Origin of the sequence: Pseudomonas sp. TCU-HL1 (assembly GCF_001708505.1) — a bacterium.
GTDB lineage: Bacteria > Pseudomonadota > Gammaproteobacteria > Pseudomonadales > Pseudomonadaceae > Metapseudomonas.
Genome location: NZ_CP015992.1, coordinates 2,331,762 through 2,348,727 on the forward strand (window position 1 = coordinate 2,331,762; position 16,966 = coordinate 2,348,727).

The following is a 16,966-nucleotide window of genomic DNA, read 5'->3' on the forward strand; positions in this document are numbered from 1 at the left end:
GCATGACCTTCGTTTTGGTATTCCTGATCATGCTGCTGGTGGTGCTGGGCATGGCCGTGGGCGTGATCATGGGGCGTAAGCCCATTGCCGGCTCCTGCGGCGGCATCGCCAATCTGGGCATTGAAAAGCAATGCTCCATCTGTGGCGGTGATCGTCAGAAGTGCGAAGAGGTCCAGCAAGGCGGCGATGTAGTGGATTCAAAACTCGCCTACGACGCGACCAAGCGCTAATGTGCAGCGCCAAGCGGCTCGACTAAGCTGCACGCCAGTTCAAGGTCCCGCCCGGGATCGCCGAAACAGGTTCCGATTTCCGCGGTGTCGAATGCCGCGGACCTTGCCGGGGGCGCCATAGGGCGCCCCGGCCCGTTATGAGGAGTAAGCATGGCTGTCTACAACTACGACGTAGTGGTGCTGGGTTCCGGCCCGGCGGGTGAGGGCGCGGCAATGAACGCCGCCAAGGCCGGCCAGAAAGTGGCGGTGGTGGACAGCCGCCGTGAAGTCGGCGGCAACTGCACCCACCTGGGCACCATCCCGTCCAAGGCGCTGCGTCATTCGGTGCGGCAGATCATGCAGTTCAACACCAACCCGATGTTCCGCCAGATCGGCGAGCCGCGCTGGTTCTCCTTCCCCGATGTGCTGAAGAGCGCCGAGAAGGTGATCGCCAAGCAGGTGGCTTCGCGCACCGGCTATTACGCGCGCAACCGCATCGACACCTTCTTCGGCACCGGCAGCTTCGCCGATGAGCAGACCATCGAAGTCGTCTGCCTGAACGGCGTGGTGGAGCGCCTGGTGGCCAAGCAGATCATCATCGCCACCGGCTCGCGCCCCTATCGCCCGGCGGACGTGGACTTCAGCCATCCGCGTGTTTACGACAGCGACACCATCCTCACCCTCAGCCACACTCCGCGACGCCTGATCATCTACGGAGCTGGCGTGATTGGCAGCGAATACGCTTCCATCTTCAGTGGCCTGGGCGTTCTGGTTGACCTGATCGACAACCGCGACCAGCTGCTCAGCTTCCTTGACGACGAAATTTCCGACGCCCTGAGCTACCACCTGCGCAACAACAACGTGCTGATTCGTCACAACGAGGAGTACGAGCGTATCGAGGGGCTGGACAACGGGGTGATCCTGCACCTGAAGTCCGGCAAGAAGATCAAGGCTGACGCGCTGCTGTGGTGCAACGGCCGCACTGGCAACACCGACAAGCTGGGCCTGGAGAACATCGGTATCAAGGTCAACAGCCGTGGCCAGATCGAGGTGGACCAGAACTACCGCACCTGCATCTCCAACATCTACGCCGCCGGTGACGTAATCGGCTGGCCGAGTCTGGCCAGCGCCGCCTACGACCAGGGCCGTTCGGCTGCCGGCAATATCGTCGATAACGACGAGTGGCGCTTCGTCGATGACGTGCCCACCGGCATCTACACCATCCCGGAGATCAGCTCCATCGGCAAGAACGAGAAGGAGCTGACCCAGGCGAAGATTCCCTACGAAGTGGGCAAGGCCTTCTTCAAGGGCATGGCACGCGCGCAGATCGCCGTGGAACCTGTGGGCATGCTGAAGATCCTGTTCCACCGCGAGACGCTGGAAGTCCTCGGCGTGCACTGCTTTGGCTACCAGGCTTCGGAGATCGTGCACATCGGCCAGGCGATCATGAACCAGAAGGGCGAGGCGAACAGCATCAAGTACTTCGTCAACACCACCTTCAACTACCCGACCATGGCGGAAGCCTATCGGGTTGCGGCGTTCGACGGCCTCAACCGGCTTTTTTGAGCAGCACCGGCCGGGCGCCTGAACCGGCCGGGGAGGACCCTCTCGGCGACACGCACCTCTGGCGTTGGCCGAACCGGGAGAGCTTCTGATCAGGCGACGCCTTGAATGAAAAAACCGGCCCTGGTGGTCGGTTTTTTCATGGGGGCAGCCCGAGCTTGTGGAGGCGATTCAATCGCGAATGAATTCGCTCCCACAAGGACGAGCGGCGCCGTGGGGATTCAGCGAATCCCGATAGCGGTGCTTGCCAGGCCCGGGAAGTCGGTGATGATGCTGTCCACCCCGAAGTCAGCGAGTCGGCGCATCAGGGCGGGCTCGTTCACTGTCCAGACCGAGACGTGCAGCCCTTCCTTCTGCGCCCGCAACAGGCGTTCAGGGGTGCACAGTGTCCAGTTCAGTGCCAGTAGATTGCAGCCGTGGTGCCTGGCTACCTTCAGCGGGTCGAGCCAGGCGTATTCCGCCACCAGCCCACGAGACAGATTCGGCGTTAGCCGATTGAGCGCACGCAGTACCTCGCGCGAACTGGAGGTGACGGTGACCTTGTCCTGCAGGCCGTGGCGCTCGGTCAGTTCCTGGATTGCCAGCACGGTCCGCGCAGCACGGACACGCGAGGCGCTTTTCACTTCCAGTTGCCAGTGGTCGAAGTCGCATTGCTCGAACAGGGTTGCCAGGCGGGGGATGGGGCAGGGCTTTTGCCAGCCCGGGCCGCCCAGGCGAGCGTCATAGGTTGCCAGCTCCTCGGCGTCATGCTCGGCCACTTTGCCTCGGCGGCCGGTGGTGCGCTTGAGGCTGGGGTCGTGGATCACCATCAGCTCACCGTCGCGCGACAGGTGCAGGTCCAGCTCGCAGCGCTTCACGCCATGTGAAAGGCATTGCTGGAAGCTGGCCAGGGTATTTTCCGGGCATTCGCCCTTGGCGCCTCGATGGCCGTAGATCAGGGTCACTTTTATTCCCTTGGTGCTCTGGGTTGATGGTGGCGGACGCTGTCGATGACCCGTCCGCTTTCGAAATAGACCGAGAATTCACGGTAGTCCCAGCGACTGATTGGCGGCTTGCCGACTGCGGGGTGTTCTTCATCGGGGAGGCCAAAGCGCTCCAGCACGGCGCGTTGGCTCTCACCACGGGCGGGGAGTGAAAGGCCCGCGTCGCCTTGCTCGCCGACAGGAATCTCGAGGGTTTCGGCGCCAACGGGCAGCGCCAGGAGGAGGTAGGTCAGCAACAGGCCGGGGCGCGTCATACAGGGGGGCTCAGCTGGTCGGGGAGGCGCGTTCGCGGGCCTGGCGTCGCTGCTGGGCCTGCTTCTGCAGAATGTGCCGGGCCAGCAGTTGCCGCTGGGCGTCGGTCAGCTCTTCGAACTCGGTGCCGATGTCGAACCGGCCATCCTCTCGAGGTTGGCTGTGTATCACGACCGCACGCAGCAGCAGGCCAAGTGCCTGGGGCATCAGGACCATTTTGATCGCCAGGAGGCTGCCCGGCTCGATGGGCTGCGGGTTGCTGAAGCTGATGCCACCTTCGGAAAGGGTCACCTGGCGCGCCGGGCCGATGTCGCGCAACAGACTCTGGGCCAGCGCCTGGCCGAGCAGGTCGATGCGTTTGTTGATGACTTTCAGGTAACTGGCGAGGGTGCGGTCGCGCTCATGGATATGTCGCAGCAGATGCTGGGATTCGAAGTCCATCAGGTGCAATTCACTGAGCAGGCCGAACAGCTGGGAGCTGCTGTCAGCGCTGCTTCCATCGTCTGTATCGCCCTGTTTCAGCGGGTGAAATTCCAGTGCGATCGTATCTTCGATGCGGTAGTATTCGCGGCGGTCATCCGCGTCTCGTGTCGACATGGCGAACCCATGGCAGCGGTGGTGGTCGAAGAGCTGTTCGTTATCTCGCGAGCCCGTTTGCGACGCCCTTGGGCGACGTTGCAGATCATGAACAGAATTTGAGTGTAAACGCTGCTCGCCAAGCCCCGCCACAAGGACGTCCCTTCTTTCGCCAGCGAACTCCACTTCCATGTTCAGACCGCTGTCCCTGTACATAGGCGCCCGTTACACGCGCGCCAAGCGCCGTAACTACTTCGTCTCCTTCATTTCCCTGACTTCCATGATCGGCCTGGCCCTCGGTGTGCTGGTGATGATCCTGGTGCTATCGGTCATGAACGGCTTCGACCACGAGATGCGCACGCGCGTGCTGGGCATGGTGCCCCACGCCACCGTGGAATCCGCCGTTCCCATCAACGACTGGCGCCAGCTGGCCGACGGCGTGGCCCGCCATTCCGAAGTGAAAGCCGTCGCGCCCTACACCCAGGTCCAGGGTCTGCTGACTGCCGACGGCAAGGTGCAGAAGGTGCTGGTCAATGCCGTGGACCCACAGGAAGAGCCCAAGGTTTCCATCATCGGCAACTTCTTCCGGGAGGGCAGCCTGGCGGCATTGAAGCCTGGTGAGTTCGGCATCGTCATCGGTGACCGCGCCGCCAGCAAGCTGGGCGTGGGCATGGGCGACAAGGTCACCTTCGTGCTCCCCGAAGTGGCGGTCACCCCGGCGGGTGTCTTCCCGCGCATGAAGCGCTTTACCGTGGTCGGCATCTTCCACGTCGGTGCCGGTGAGCTGGACGGCTTCCTGGCCATCGCCAACCTCTCGGATGTGGCTCGCCTGAAGCGTTGGCAGCCGGATCAGGTGCAGGGCCTGCGCCTGAAACTCGACGACCTGTTCCAGGCGCCGCAGGTGGCCTGGCAGATCGCGGGTGAACTGAAGGGGGAAGACTTCTACGCCCGCGACTGGACGCGTACTCACGGTAACCTGTACCAGGCGATCAAGATGGAAAAGGCCATGATCGGTCTGCTCCTGCTGCTGATCGTTGCCGTGGCTGCCTTCAACATCATCTCCACGCTGGTGATGGTGGTGACCGACAAGCGCAGCGACATCGCCATCCTCCGGACCTTGGGCGCCACACCCCGGCAGATCATGGGCATCTTTATGGTGCAGGGTACGGTGATCGGTGTCGTCGGCACCTTCATCGGCGGCGTGCTGGGCATTCTCGCGGCGCTCAATGTGAGCGGCGCCATCGCGTTGCTGGAACGCCTGTTGGGGCACAAGTTCCTCAGTGCCGATGTCTATTTCATCGATTACCTGCCATCCCAGCTGATGGCCGAGGACGTGGTGCTGGTCTGCTCGGCCGCGCTGGTCCTGAGCTTCCTCGCCACCCTTTACCCCGCCTGGCGTGCCGCGCGCACCCAGCCAGCAGAGGCTTTGCGCTATGAGTAACAAGGCAGTCCTGAGTTGCCGCAACCTGAGCAAGAGCTACGACGAGGGCCCGCAATCGGTCGAGGTGCTGTCCAGCGTCGAGCTGGAACTGCACCCGGGTGAGCGGGTGGCCATCGTGGGCAGTTCCGGTTCAGGCAAGAGCACGCTGCTGAACATGCTGGGCGGTCTGGATACCCCGAGCAAGGGCAGTGTCTGGCTGGCTGGCGAAGAGCTTTCCGCCCTTAGCGAAACTGCCCGCGGGCTGCTGCGCAACCGCGCCCTTGGCTTTGTTTATCAGTTCCATCACCTGCTGCCGGAATTCACCGCACTGGAAAACGTCTGCATGCCATTGCTGATCGGCCGCACCGCCATCGGCGAAGCTCGCCAGCGTTCCACGGCGCTGTTGGAGCGCGTGGGGCTTGGGCATCGCCTGTCGCACAAGCCGGCGGAGCTCTCTGGCGGTGAGCGCCAGCGCGTGGCCATCGCACGTGCCCTGGTCAACAACCCGGCGCTGGTGCTGCTCGACGAGCCGACTGGCAACCTCGATCAGCACACCGCCCATGGCATCCAGGAGCTGATGCTGGAACTCAGCCGCTCCCTGCGTACCGCCTTCCTGGTGGTGACTCACGACCTGCAGCTGGCCCATCAGATGGATCGGGTGCTGCGCCTGGAAGAAGGCCGACTGGTGGCTGCCTGAGATGTTCAGACCTCTCCCGATTTTCATCGGCACGCGCTATACGCGTGCCAAACGCCGTAACCACTTCATCTCCTTCATCTCGCTGACCTCGATGATCGGCCTGGCGCTGGGCGTGCTGGCCATGATCGTGGTGCTCTCGGTGATGAATGGGTTCCAGAAGGAAATGCGTTCGCGCATCCTCGGCATGGTGTCTCACGCGACCCTGAGTGCCGAGCAGCCACTGGATGACTGGCGCCTCGTGGCCGCTGCGGCGATGAAGCACCCGGAGGTGGTGGGTGCGGTGCCCTTCGCCGAGCTGGAAGGCATGCTCTCTTACAAGGGCATGATGCAGCCGGTGCAGATCAACGGCATCGACCCGCAGGAAGAGACCAAGGTCTCGATTATCGGCAAGCACATGGTGCAGGGTGATCTGGATGCGCTGAAGGCGGGTGAATCCGGCATTGTCATCGGCGAAATCACCGCGCGGCGCTTCCGTCTCAATGTCGGGGACAAGCTGACCCTGATCGTTCCCGAGGTGAGCAGCGCACCGGGCGGCATCACGCCGCGCATGCAGCGCTTCAATGTGGTGGGTGTGTTCAAGGTCGGCGCCGAGCTGGACAGCTCCCTGGCGCTGATCAACATCGCCGACGCTTCGGCCATCCAGCGCCTCGAGGAAGGCGAGGTGCAGAGCGTGCGTATCGCCTTGAAGGACCTCTTCGAAGCACCGCAGGTGTCGCAGCAGATTGTCGCTGAGCTGGGGCAGGGCTATCGCGCGGACGACTGGACCCATACCCAGGGCAGCCTGTTCAGCGCCATGAAAATGGAGAAGACCATGATCGGCTTGCTCCTGCTGCTGATCGTGGCCGTGGCTGCTTTCAACATCATCGCCACCCTGATAATGGTCGTTGCCGACAAGCGCGCGGACATCGCCATCCTCCGTACCCTGGGTGCTACGCCGCGGCAGATCATGGCCGTGTTCATGGTGCAGGGCAGCGTGATCGGTGTAATCGGTACGCTGATCGGTACCGTGCTGGGCGTTATCACCGCGCTCAACGTCAGTCAGTGGATTGCCGCCCTGGAGCGCGCCAGTGGCCGGCAGATCTTCAGTTCCGACGTCTACTTCGTCAGTTACCTGCCGTCCGAGCTGCAGTTGAGCGATGTGTTGCTGATCTGCTCGGCGGCCCTGGTGCTGAGCTTCCTGGCCACCCTCTATCCGGCCTGGCGTGCAGCCCAGACCCAGCCGGCCGAGGCCCTGCGCTACGAGTAGCAGGTCCTGCACGCAAACAAAAACGCCGCATTCAATGCGGCGTTTTCGTTTCAGCGGCTGGCTTCCTTCCGGGCCTTCTGGCGTTTGCGCCAACTGTGGCCGACCCACCAGCGCCAATAGAGCATGGTCAGCATGTAGGCCAGTGCTCCGACCAATACGCCACACACCAAAGAGCCTAGGAGGAACGGCTGCCAGACTGTGGAAAGTTCCTGCGTGATCCACTCCCAGGTCAGTTCATCGGGCAGCGCGCGCGGAGAAATCTGCATGATCCAGGCGCCCATCTTGTAGGTGCAGTAGAAGACCGGCGGCATGGTGATGGGGTTGGTCAGCCAGACCAGGCCGACCGAAATCGGCAGGTTGGCGCGGACCATGATAGCCAGGCCGGCAGCCAGCAGCATCTGCATGGGAATGGGCACGAATGCGGCGAACAGGCCCATGGCCATGGCGCGTGCAACCGAGTGGCGATTGAGGTGCCAGAGGTTGGGGTCGTGGATCAGGGGGCCGAGAAAACGCAGGGACTTGTGTTCCCTGATGGTGTCCGGATTCGGCATGTAGCGTTTGAAGAGGCGACGCGGCATGGGCGGTCTCTGGCGGACGAAAGCGCCGGGTATTATGCACACACGGAAATGACATCGCCGGGTCAGTTTGTGTCGGCAGGTTAACGAGGGAGCATTCACCGCCGCAGTGGCCTGTGCATCGCGGAACAGGACGTTGCCGCGGCTCCCCGTCCAGGGAAGGAGAGTGGAATGCCCATGTTGTCCGGGCTGGCCGCACTGGCGGCTGGCTTGCTTGCGCTGCGCTGGATGCCCGCCTTGCCGCCTGTCTGGTGGCTCTATCTCCTGCTGGCCGTCGGTCTGCTCCTGCTGGGCGGGCGGGCGTGGCGCGCTGGCTTTTTCCTGGTCGGCCTTGGCTGGGCGTGCCTGAGTGCCCAGTGGGCGCTCGATGATCGATTGGCACTGGAGCTGGATGGACAGGTGCGCTGGCTGGAGGGGCGGGTGGTCGGCTTGCCGAGCGTCGCCGACGGCGTGGTGCGATTCGAGCTGGATGAGCTCCACTCCGCGCGGGCGCGATTGCCCAAGCGCCTGCGCCTGTCCTGGTATGGCGGGCCGCCGATGCTGGCTGGCGAACGCTGGCGACTGGCGGTGCGTCTGAAACGGCCTCATGGACTGGTGAACCCCGCCACCTTCGATTACGAGGCCTGGTTGCTGGCGCGGCGCACGGGCGGCACCGGTTCGGTGAGAACCGGTGAGCGCCTCGAACCGGCTGGCGGGCTTTACGCCTGGCGCGACGAGCTTCGCCAACGGTTGCTGCAGGTCGATGCGTGGGGGAGGGCAGGAGGCCTCGCCGCGTTGGTGCTGGGGGACGGATCGGGCTTGACGAACAGGGACTGGCGCCTGCTTCAAGACACCGGTACGACGCATTTGATGGTTATCTCCGGCCAGCACATCACCTTGTTCGCCGGGGTGCTCTATGGCCTGGTGGCGGCCCTGGCGCGCCTGGGGCTCTGGCCGCGGCGCCTGCCGTGGTTGCCCAGTGCTTGCACCCTGGCCTTGGTGGGCGGTGTCGGCTACGGCCTTCTCGCCGGTTTCGATGTGCCGGTGCAGCGGGCCTGCGTGATGCTCGCCGTTGTCCTGCTCTGGCGTCTGCGGTTTCGTCACCTGGGGTTCCTTACGCCGCTGATGGTCGCGCTCTGTGCCGTGCTTCTGGCTGAGCCGCTGGTGGTTCTGCAGCCTGGATTCTGGTTGTCGTTCGGCGCCGTCCTGCTGCTGGTCTTCTGTTTCGCCGGACGCCTTGGCACCTGGGCCTGGTGGCAGTCCTGGTGGCGAGCCCAGTGGGCCATGGGCTTGGGGCTGGCACCGATACTGCTGGCCCTGGCCCTGCCCATCAGCCTGAGTGGACCGCTGGCGAATCTGGTGGCGGTGCCCTGGATCAGTCTGGTGGTACTTCCTCTCGCCCTGCTTGGAACCCTGCTGCTGCCTGTTCCGTTGCTGGGTGAAGCGCTGCTCTGGCTTTCCGGGGGAGCGTTGGAACTCCTGTTTCGCGGGCTTGCCTGGACTGCCATGCAGTTGCCTGCCTGGATTCCAGCGCAGGTGCCAGGCTGGGCCTGGCTGCTGAGCGCGCTGGGTACGCTGCTGTTGATGGCGCCGGCGGGAGTGCCGCTACGCTCATTCGGCTTCGCATTGCTGCTGCCCATGCTGATGCCGCTGCTGGCGCGTCCCGCCCCCGGGCAGGCTGAGGTCTGGGTGTTCGACGTGGGGCAGGGGCTTTCGGTGCTGATACGCACCCGCGAGCATGCGTTGCTCTACGACGCCGGTCCGCGTCGGGGGGATTTCGACATCGGCGAGCGGGTGGTGGTGCCGGCATTGCGCGGCCTGGGTCTGTCCAGGCTCGACCTGATGCTGATCAGCCATGCGGACTCCGATCATGCTGGCGGCGCCCTGGCCGTGCAGCGAGGGCTGGCGGTGGCGCGGGTCATGAGCGGGGAGCCGGGTCGCCTGCCGCCCGATCTGAATGCGCAACCCTGCGCAGTGGGTGATGCCTGGAGCTGGGATGGGGTGCGGTTCCTTGTCTGGAAGTCGCCCGTAGCGGGAGACAGCAATGAGCGTTCCTGTGTGCTGGCCGTCGAGGCCGCAGGTGAGCGCATCCTGCTCAGTGGCGACCTTGGCACGCGCGGCGAAGCGGCCTGGGTCGCCAGCGGGCAGCCGCTCGCGGCGCGCTGGCTGGTGGCTGGGCATCATGGTAGCCGCACCTCCTCCAGCCCCGCCTTCCTGCGAGCCGTTCAGCCACAAAAAGTGGTGATCTCCCGGGGGCACCTCAATTCGTACGGGCATCCACACCCGCTGGTCGTTTCGCGTATCCGCGGTTTGCCCGCCGAGATTCATGACACGGCGGAGCAGGGCGCTTTGCTGCTGCGGCTGGGGGCTCATGTCGAGCCGGAAAGCTGGCGAGAAAAGTCCGTGTTCTGGAGGGAAAAATGAGAACGGCGGCGGTCGGCGAACGCCGACCCTATGCTAGAGTGGCGCCACTTTTCCGAAGGGGATTTCCTACCGTGTGGGAGTTGGTCAAAGCCGGTGGCTGGATGATGCTACCGATCATTCTGTGTTCCATCGCCGCCACCGCGATAGTTGCTGAACGCCTGTGGACCTTGCGCCTCAGTCGCGTCTCGCCGCCGCACCTGCTGGGACAGGTCTGGCGCCAGATCAAGGACAAGCAACTCAATGGCCAGAGGCTCAAGGAACTGCGCGCATCGTCGCCCCTGGGTGAAGTGTTGGCCGCGGGCCTGGCCAACTCCAAGCATGGTCGCGAGATCATGAAAGAGTGCATCGAGGAAGCCGCCAGCCGGGTCATTCATGAACTGGAGCGCTACCTCAACGCCCTTGGCACCATCGCCGCCATGGCCCCGCTGCTGGGCCTGCTCGGCACCGTGTTCGGCATGATCGATATCTTCGGTGGCTTCATGGAAAACGGCATGGCCAATGCGCCGCTGCTGGCCGGCGGGATCGCCAAGGCCCTGGTGACCACTGCGGCGGGCCTGATCGTGGCCATCCCCGCTGTGTTCTTCCATCGCTATCTGCTGCGTCGCGTCGACGAGTTGGTGGTAGCCATGGAGCAGGAGGCGATCAAGCTGGTTGAAGTGGTCCAGGGTGATCGCGAGGTCGACTTCGCAGAGGAAGCCAAAGCGTGAAGTTCCGCCGCAGGGCGGGCAATGTCGCCCGCGAAGAGGTGTTCCTCAACCTCACTTCGTTGATCGACGTGATCTTCGTGCTGTTGCTGTTCTTCGTGGTGACCACCACTTTCAGCAAGCCCAGCCAGCTGAAGATCGAGCTGCCCGAAGCGGTTAGTGGCACGCCATCCCAGGAAACCGAGCTCAAGACCCTGGAGTTGAGTATCGCGGCCGACGGGCAGTACTCACTCAATGGGCAGAACCTGGTCAAGAGCGACCTGGCGACCCTGATCTCGGCCCTGGGACGTGAGTCGGAAGGCGATAACAGCTTGCCGCTGGTCATTACCGCCGATGCCCGTACTACCCACCAGTCAGTGGTTACTGCCATGGACGCCGCAGGCAAGCTGGGCTTCAGCCATCTGCGCATGACCACCATCGAGTCCGACCCGGCCAAGCAGCCCTGATGGCTTTCTCCGATCGACTGTTGGACGCCTGGTACCAGGGCCACCCGGCCCTCGGTCTGCTGGCCCCGCTGGAGTGGCTCTACCGTCGGGTGGCACAGCGCAAGCGTGCCGCCTTCCTGGCTGGGCAGGGCGGCAGTTATCGGTCGCCTGTTCCGCTGATCGTGGTCGGCAACATCACCGTTGGCGGCACTGGCAAGACACCCATGATTCTCTGGCTGATCGAGTATTGCCGGGCGCGCGGGCTGCGTGTCGGTGTGGTCAGCCGTGGTTACGGCGCCAAGCCGCCACAACTTCCCTGGCGCGTGCGCGCGGAGCAGGGCGCCGAACTGGCCGGCGACGAGCCGCTGCTGATCGTCCAGCGCAGCGGCGTACCCCTGATGATCGATCCGGACCGTTCCCGCGCGGTGAGAGCCTTGCTGGAGCAGGAAGAGCTGGACCTGATCCTCAGTGACGATGGCTTGCAGCACTACCGCCTGGCACGTGACCTGGAACTGGTACTGATCGACGCGGCCCGTGGTCTGGGCAATCGCCGCTGCCTGCCGGCCGGCCCCCTGCGCGAGCCGCCGGAGCGCCTGGTTTCGGTGGACGCGGTGCTGCGCAATGGCGCCGAGGCCGACTCGGAGGATGGTTTCGCCTTTACTCTGCAGCCGAGCGTGCTGGTCAACCTCAAGAGCGGCAAGCGCGTGGGGCTGGATCATTTTCCGCTGGGCCAGGCCGTCCATGCCGTTGCTGGCATCGGTAACCCCCAGCGTTTCTTCAGGACCCTGGAGGCGCTAAACTGGCGCCCGATTCCGCACCCCTTCGCCGATCATGCTGTCTACAGCTCGCAGGCGCTGGATTTCACGCCGGTGCTGCCCGTTCTGATGACCGAGAAGGATGCGGTGAAGTGCCGGGCCTTCGCGGCCGCTGATTGGTGGTACCTGGCGGTCGACGCAGTCCCGTCATCGGCGTTCGTCGCCTGGTTCGACGGGCAACTGGCCCGCCTGCTGCCGGAGCGCTTCTAACTGACGTGGCCTGTTGGCCACTGCCCAAGGATTCCCCCATGGACCTGAAACTCCTCGATATCCTCGCCTGTCCCCTGTGCAAGGGCCCGCTGAAGCTGGCCGATGACAAGAGCGAACTCATCTGCAAGACCGATGCCCTGGCCTTCCCTGTACGCGACGGCATCCCGGTGATGCTGGAAGGTGAAGCCCGTACGCTGAATGTCGACGAGCGGCTGGACAAATGACCCAGGCGTTCACCGTCGTCATCCCCGCCCGCTACGCCTCGACCCGCCTGCCGGCCAAGCCGCTGCAGGACATTGCCGGCAAGCCGATGATCCAGCACGTCTGGGAACAGGCTCGACGCAGCGCTGCCCAGCGTGTGGTGGTCGCCACCGATGATGCGCGCATTGTCGAAGCCTGCGGGGCCTTTGGTGCCGAGGTGCTGCTGACGCGCGCGGACCATAATTCCGGCACAGACCGCCTGGCCGAAGTCGCCAGCCAACTCGGTCTGGCCAGTGACGCCATCGTGGTCAACGTACAGGGTGATGAGCCCTTGATCCCGCCAGCGATCATCGATCAGGTGGCTGCCAACCTCGCCGCTCACCCGGAAGCCGGTATCGCCACCCTGGCGGAGCGGATTCAGGACGTCCAGGCACTGTTCAACCCCAACGTGGTGAAAGTCGCAACCGACCTCAGCGGCCTGGCACTGACGTTCAGCCGCGCGCCGCTGCCCTGGGCCCGTGACGCCTTTGCTGCCAGCCGCGAGCAACTGCCCGCTGACGTGCCCTATCGCCGTCACATCGGCATCTATGCCTACCGTGCCGCCTTCCTTCACGACTTTGTCGCCTGGGGCCCGTGCTGGCTGGAAAATACAGAGTGCCTGGAGCAGCTACGGGCCCTCTGGCACGGCGTGCGCATCCATGTGGCTGATGCCCTGGAGGCCCCGCCAGCAGGGGTCGACACCCCGGAAGACCTCGAGCGCGTCCGGCGCTTGCTGGGGGCCTGATGCGCGTTCTCTTCGTATGCCTCGGCAATATCTGCCGCTCGCCCACTGCCGAAGGTGTGCTGCGGCACAAGCTGCGTGAGGCCGGCCTGGCCGAGCAGGTGCAGGTGGACTCCGCCGGTACCGGCGACTGGCATGTGGGCAAGGCGCCGGATGCGCGTACCCGGGTCGCGGCCCAGCGCCGTGGCTACGACCTGTCCCAGCTGCGCGCACGTCAGGTGGCCGCTGAGGATTTCGCGCGCTTCGACCTGATCCTGGCGATGGATGAAGCCAACCTGGCCAATTTGCGCCGCCTCCGCCCCGGCGATGCCGCCGCGGAGTTGGATCTCTTCCTGCGCCGCTACGAATCGGCCCTGGATGAGTTGCCGGACCCGTACTACGGGGGCGAGGAGGGCTTCGAGCAGGTCCTCGACCTGGTCGAGCAGGCCTGCGATGCACTGATTGTCGAAATCAAGGGGCGCCTGTGAGCCTGGTCCTGCACGAGAACCTCTCCCTCCAGCCCTACAACACCTTTGGCGTGGATGTGCGGGCGAGGCTGTTCGCCGAGGCCCGGAGCGATGCCGAGGTGTACGAAGCACTTTCCGTTGCCACTGCCCGAGGCTTGCCGCTGCTGGTCATCGGTGGTGGCAGCAACCTCTTGCTGACTCGTGATGTGGAGGCCCTGGTCGTGCGTATGGCCACTCGCGGCATTCGCATCCTGGCCGATGACGGCGAGAAGGTGCTGCTGGAGGCCGAGGCTGGCGAGCCTTGGCATCCCCTGGTGCTCTGGGCCCTGGAGCAGGGATTGGGTGGCCTGGAGAACCTCAGTCTGATTCCCGGCACTGTGGGCGCCGCGCCCATGCAGAACATCGGCGCCTACGGCGTTGAGCTGAAAGATGTGTTCGCCGGGCTGACTGCGCTGGATCGGCAAACCGGCGAGCTGCGCGAGTTTGCTCTGCAGGACTGCCAGTTCGCCTACCGCGACAGCCTGTTCAAGCGCGAAGCCGGTCGTTGGCTCATCCTGCGCGTACGCTTCAATCTCAGCCGTGCGCCCCGGCTGCACCTGGACTATGGCCCGGTTCGCCAGCGCTTGCAGAGCGAAGGGATCGACGCGCCGACGCCGATGGACGTCAGTCGCGCCATCTGCGCCATTCGCAGTGAGAAACTGCCGGACCCGGCCGTGCTGGGCAATGCCGGGAGCTTCTTCAAGAATCCGCTGGTGCCTGCTGAGCTGGCCCAGCGCCTGCGCGGCGAATACCAAGATCTGGTGGCTTATCCGCAGGCGGACGGGCAGGTGAAGCTGGCTGCCGGCTGGTTGATCGAGCGTGCCGGCTGGAAGGGTTTCCGCGAAGGTGATGCGGGTGTGCATCGGTTGCAGGCACTGGTGCTGGTCAACTACGGTTCGGCGACCGGCAGCCAGCTGCATGGCCTGGCCCAACGCATTCGTGCGGACATCGTCAAGCGTTTCGGGGTCGAGCTGGAGATGGAGCCGAATCTGATCTGAATGGCGCTGCCTTAAACAAAAAAACCGGCCTGATGACCGGTTTTCTTTTGCGCTGGCGTTTAGCGGTACTCACACAGGTACGCGGTGTCCTGGGCGACTTTCAGCTGGAACTTGCTGTTAGCCGGAACGGTGAAGTTGGTGCCGGCCGCGAAGGTTTCCCAGCTGTCGCTACCCGGCAGTTTCACGGTCAGGGCGCCGGCAATGACATGCATCACTTCCAGCTGGCTGGTGCCGAACTCGTATTCGCCAGCGGCCATCACGCCGATGGTGGCGGGGCCTTCGGTCATGCCGAAAGCGATGGATTTGACGGTGCCGTCGAAGTATTCGTTGACCTTGAACATGCTGGGCTCCTGGATGGGTCTGAAAGGGCCCGACAGTATGCCCAAGGCAGGGTAGGTCGTCACTAGCTCCGCAGGCTTCAGGCGGGGAGAACGAGCGGTAGCAGTCGCGCGGTGTTGCGCGCGTCTTCGAGGGCGCGATGCTGCTGGCCCTGGAAGTGCAGCCCGGCCAGTTGCAGGGCGGTGTGCAGGCCGACGGCGCGCTTGAGTTTACGCACTTCGGCGAAGCGCTGTTTGAGGTTCACGTGAGGTATGGCGGCCAGCAGGCTGTCCAGCCCGTGCTGCTGCCACTCCTGTTCCAGCTGGCGGCGGTCGTAGTCGCCCCAACTCGCCCAGCCGACCAGGCGTGGGCTGTGATGGTGGAGCCAGCGTTCGAACGCCTGCCAGACCTGGGGCAGACTCGCGGCGCCGTCCACCTCGGCCTGGCTGATATGCGTGAGTTGGCGGCAGAAACCCGTCAGGCAGGGGCGCCGCAGCGGACGCACGAAGCGCTGGAAGTGGTCCACCTCGTGGCCATCGGCGCGGACCAGCGCGGCACCGATTTCGATGATCTCCATTTCTTCCAGCGGCCAGCCACCTTCTTCGGTGGTGGCTTCCAGATCGATGATCAGCCAATGCGGCATGCAGTTCTCCTTGGCAATGTGCGGTCAGCCCAGCCTGGCGCGAGTATGGTGGTGCTTTCGCGGCTCGGCAAACGGCGTGTTAGGCTTTTCCGCAGGTCGAGGAAGGAGAAGAACAATGGCTGAAGTAGCGTTCATCGGTTTGGGGGTGATGGGCTTCAACATGGCCGGACACCTGGCTTGCGAGGGTCACTCCGTGCGGGTCTACAACCGCTCGCCCGGCAGGACCGAGCTCTGGTGCGATGAATTTGGCGGAGATGCCTTCCCCACACCGCGTGAGGCGGCTGAAGGGGCGGAGTTCGTGATGGTCTGCGTCGGCAATGACGAAGACCTTCGTGCCGTGCTTCTGGGCACGGATGGTGCGTTCGCCGGTATGGCGCCTGGCGCGATCCTGGTGGATCACACCACGGCGTCGGCCGATGTGGCGCGTGAGATGGCAGTCCTCGCCGCTGAGCGTGAACTGGGGTTCCTCGATGCGCCGGTCTCCGGCGGACAGGCAGGGGCTGAAGCCGGCATGCTATCGGTGATGGTGGGCGGTGAGCCGGGCTTCTACGAGCGCGCCGCGCCGGTGATCGACAGCTACGCCAAGTTGGTGCGTCACATGGGGCCCGTGGGTAGCGGGCAGTTGACCAAAATGGTCAATCAGATCTGCGTTGGCGGCCTTCTGCAGGGGCTGGCCGAAGCGCTGCATTTCGCCCAGTGCGCCGGGCTGGATGCGCAGGGCGCCATGGAGGTGATCGGCAAGGGGGCGGCGCAGTCCTGGCAACTCGAGCATCGCCACCAGACCATGCTGGAGGGCAGCTTCAACTTCGGCTTCGCGGTGGACTGGATGCGCAAGGACCTTTCGATCGTGCTCGACGAGGCCGCGCGCAATGGCGCGCAGTTGCCGGTGACCGCGCTGGTGGACCAGTTCTACGCTGAGGTCCAGGCCATGGGCGGCGGGCGCTGGGACACATCGAGCCTGATCGCCCGATTGAAGAAGCCCGCGTAGTGCTCGAATGCTAGGCCGCCGAGCAAAGGTCAGGCTAGGAAGAAATCGGCGAAGACGCGGAGTTAACGACTGCTAATGAGCAGTCTGAGCCGATTTCTGACGACGCATGGCCGAAGCGCAGGCGAGCCTAGCTGCGGAAAATGAAGTAGACCGCGCCGATCAGGCATAGACCCGCCCACAGATAGTCCAGCTTCAGCGGCTGCTGCATGAAGAACACGCTGAAGGGCACGAAGATGGCCAGCGTGATCACTTCCTGCATGATCTTAAGCTGGCCGACCGAGAGCTCGGTGTAACCGATCCGGTTGGCTGGCACCATGATCAGGTATTCGCACAAGGCAATTCCCCAGCTGATCAGTGCCGCAATAATCCAGGGCTTGGTGTTGAGAGTCTTGAGATGGCCGTACCAGGCGAAGGTCATGAAGACGTTGGACAGGGCGAGCAGGGCGGCGGTCTGCATCCATACCGGCATGATCG

21 protein-coding genes are annotated in these 16,966 nt (G+C 64.1%); 14 read left to right on the forward strand and 7 right to left on the reverse strand.

The genetic code is table 11. The features are described 5' to 3' along the window. Nucleotides 1–2 precede the first annotated feature (2 nt). Nucleotides 3–230: a (Na+)-NQR maturation NqrM gene (gene nqrM, locus THL1_RS10725; RefSeq protein ID WP_069083251.1), complete on the forward strand. Its 228-nt coding sequence runs from the start codon at nucleotides 3–5 to the stop codon at nucleotides 228–230. 150 nt (nucleotides 231–380) lie between these two features. After that, a complete protein-coding gene (gene sthA, locus THL1_RS10730) occupies nucleotides 381–1,775 on the forward strand; it encodes a Si-specific NAD(P)(+) transhydrogenase (protein ID WP_069083252.1) in 1,395 nt (464 codons plus the stop codon). Nucleotides 1,776–1,993: 218 nt separating this feature from the next. On the opposite strand, the gene THL1_RS10735 is transcribed toward sthA, so the two are convergent. From THL1_RS10735 to THL1_RS10745, 3 genes are read right to left on the reverse strand one after another with little or no spacing between them, the layout of a single operon-like run. Further along, complete coding sequence (locus tag THL1_RS10735; protein WP_069083253.1) at nucleotides 1,994–2,716, reverse strand: glycerophosphodiester phosphodiesterase; 723 nt, start codon at nucleotides 2,714–2,716, stop codon at nucleotides 1,994–1,996. Nucleotides 2,717–2,718: 2 nt separating this feature from the next. After that, nucleotides 2,719–3,009: a phosphodiesterase gene (locus THL1_RS10740; RefSeq protein WP_069083254.1), complete on the reverse strand. Its 291-nt coding sequence runs from the start codon at nucleotides 3,007–3,009 to the stop codon at nucleotides 2,719–2,721. Nucleotides 3,010–3,019: 10 nt separating this feature from the next. Beyond that, nucleotides 3,020–3,604, reverse strand: a complete 585-nt coding sequence (locus tag THL1_RS10745; RefSeq protein WP_069083255.1) for a PilZ domain-containing protein — start codon at nucleotides 3,602–3,604, stop codon at nucleotides 3,020–3,022. Nucleotides 3,605–3,773: 169 nt separating this feature from the next. On the opposite strand from THL1_RS10745, the gene THL1_RS10750 reads away from it, so the two are divergent. The 3 genes from THL1_RS10750 to THL1_RS10760 are packed head-to-tail and all read left to right on the forward strand — an operon-like array spanning nucleotide 3,774 to nucleotide 6,946. Continuing rightward, nucleotides 3,774–5,024 (forward strand): lipoprotein-releasing ABC transporter permease subunit, encoded by a 1,251-nt coding sequence (locus THL1_RS10750; protein WP_069083256.1) that lies wholly within the window; start codon nucleotides 3,774–3,776, stop codon nucleotides 5,022–5,024. Further along, nucleotides 5,017–5,700 (forward strand): lipoprotein-releasing ABC transporter ATP-binding protein LolD, encoded by a 684-nt coding sequence (lolD, locus tag THL1_RS10755; RefSeq protein WP_069083257.1) that lies wholly within the window; start codon nucleotides 5,017–5,019, stop codon nucleotides 5,698–5,700. Before THL1_RS10750 ends, lolD begins: the two co-directional genes overlap by 8 nt. Nucleotide 5,701: 1 nt before the next feature. After that, nucleotides 5,702–6,946, forward strand: a complete 1,245-nt coding sequence (locus THL1_RS10760) for a lipoprotein-releasing ABC transporter permease subunit (protein WP_069083258.1) — start codon at nucleotides 5,702–5,704, stop codon at nucleotides 6,944–6,946. Nucleotides 6,947–6,996: 50 nt separating this feature from the next. On the opposite strand, the gene THL1_RS10765 is transcribed toward THL1_RS10760, so the two are convergent. Further along, the gene (locus THL1_RS10765; RefSeq protein WP_069083259.1) at nucleotides 6,997–7,524 is read right to left on the reverse strand and encodes a DUF2062 domain-containing protein; all 528 of its coding nucleotides are present in this window, start codon (nucleotides 7,522–7,524) and stop codon (nucleotides 6,997–6,999) included. A gap of 174 nt (nucleotides 7,525–7,698) precedes the next feature. Between THL1_RS10765 and THL1_RS10770 the strand changes: the two genes are divergently transcribed. From THL1_RS10770 to murB, 8 genes are all read left to right on the forward strand, one after another. Next, nucleotides 7,699–9,924 (forward strand): DNA internalization-related competence protein ComEC/Rec2, encoded by a 2,226-nt coding sequence (locus THL1_RS10770; protein WP_069086478.1) that lies wholly within the window; start codon nucleotides 7,699–7,701, stop codon nucleotides 9,922–9,924. A gap of 71 nt (nucleotides 9,925–9,995) precedes the next feature. Further along, nucleotides 9,996–10,631, forward strand: coding sequence for a MotA/TolQ/ExbB proton channel family protein (locus THL1_RS10775; RefSeq protein ID WP_069083260.1), 636 nt, complete (start codon nucleotides 9,996–9,998; stop codon nucleotides 10,629–10,631). Beyond that, nucleotides 10,628–11,074 (forward strand): ExbD/TolR family protein, encoded by a 447-nt coding sequence (locus tag THL1_RS10780; RefSeq protein ID WP_069083261.1) that lies wholly within the window; start codon nucleotides 10,628–10,630, stop codon nucleotides 11,072–11,074. The genes THL1_RS10775 and THL1_RS10780 overlap by 4 nt, the downstream gene beginning before the upstream one ends. After that, nucleotides 11,074–12,078, forward strand: a complete 1,005-nt coding sequence (gene lpxK / locus THL1_RS10785; protein WP_069083262.1) for a tetraacyldisaccharide 4'-kinase — start codon at nucleotides 11,074–11,076, stop codon at nucleotides 12,076–12,078. Before THL1_RS10780 ends, lpxK begins: the two co-directional genes overlap by 1 nt. Nucleotides 12,079–12,116: 38 nt before the next feature. Continuing rightward, nucleotides 12,117–12,302, forward strand: a complete 186-nt coding sequence (locus THL1_RS10790; protein ID WP_069083263.1) for a Trm112 family protein — start codon at nucleotides 12,117–12,119, stop codon at nucleotides 12,300–12,302. Beyond that, nucleotides 12,299–13,063: a 3-deoxy-manno-octulosonate cytidylyltransferase gene (kdsB, locus tag THL1_RS10795; RefSeq protein WP_069083264.1), complete on the forward strand. Its 765-nt coding sequence runs from the start codon at nucleotides 12,299–12,301 to the stop codon at nucleotides 13,061–13,063. Before THL1_RS10790 ends, kdsB begins: the two co-directional genes overlap by 4 nt. Further along, entirely contained in the window at nucleotides 13,063–13,527 is a 465-nt protein-coding gene (locus THL1_RS10800; protein ID WP_069083265.1) for a low molecular weight protein-tyrosine-phosphatase, read from the forward strand. Before kdsB ends, THL1_RS10800 begins: the two co-directional genes overlap by 1 nt. Next, nucleotides 13,524–14,543, forward strand: a complete 1,020-nt coding sequence (gene murB, locus THL1_RS10805; RefSeq protein ID WP_069083266.1) for a UDP-N-acetylmuramate dehydrogenase — start codon at nucleotides 13,524–13,526, stop codon at nucleotides 14,541–14,543. The genes THL1_RS10800 and murB overlap by 4 nt, the downstream gene beginning before the upstream one ends. A 59-nt stretch (nucleotides 14,544–14,602) precedes the next feature. On the opposite strand, the gene THL1_RS10810 is transcribed toward murB, so the two are convergent. Both THL1_RS10810 and THL1_RS10815 read right to left on the reverse strand, forming a co-directional pair. After that, on the reverse strand, nucleotides 14,603–14,884 hold the full coding sequence (locus THL1_RS10810) for a pyrimidine/purine nucleoside phosphorylase (RefSeq protein WP_069083267.1): 282 nt from the start codon (nucleotides 14,882–14,884) through the stop codon (nucleotides 14,603–14,605). 77 nt (nucleotides 14,885–14,961) lie between these two features. Next, complete coding sequence (locus THL1_RS10815; protein WP_069083268.1) at nucleotides 14,962–15,504, reverse strand: exonuclease domain-containing protein; 543 nt, start codon at nucleotides 15,502–15,504, stop codon at nucleotides 14,962–14,964. A gap of 115 nt (nucleotides 15,505–15,619) precedes the next feature. On the opposite strand from THL1_RS10815, the gene THL1_RS10820 reads away from it, so the two are divergent. Next, complete coding sequence (locus tag THL1_RS10820; RefSeq protein ID WP_069083269.1) at nucleotides 15,620–16,492, forward strand: NAD(P)-dependent oxidoreductase; 873 nt, start codon at nucleotides 15,620–15,622, stop codon at nucleotides 16,490–16,492. Between the two features lie 127 nt (nucleotides 16,493–16,619). On the opposite strand, the gene THL1_RS10825 is transcribed toward THL1_RS10820, so the two are convergent. Next, nucleotides 16,620–16,961 (reverse strand): DMT family protein, encoded by a 342-nt coding sequence (locus tag THL1_RS10825; RefSeq protein ID WP_069083270.1) that lies wholly within the window; start codon nucleotides 16,959–16,961, stop codon nucleotides 16,620–16,622. Nucleotides 16,962–16,966: the final 5 nt, after the last annotated feature.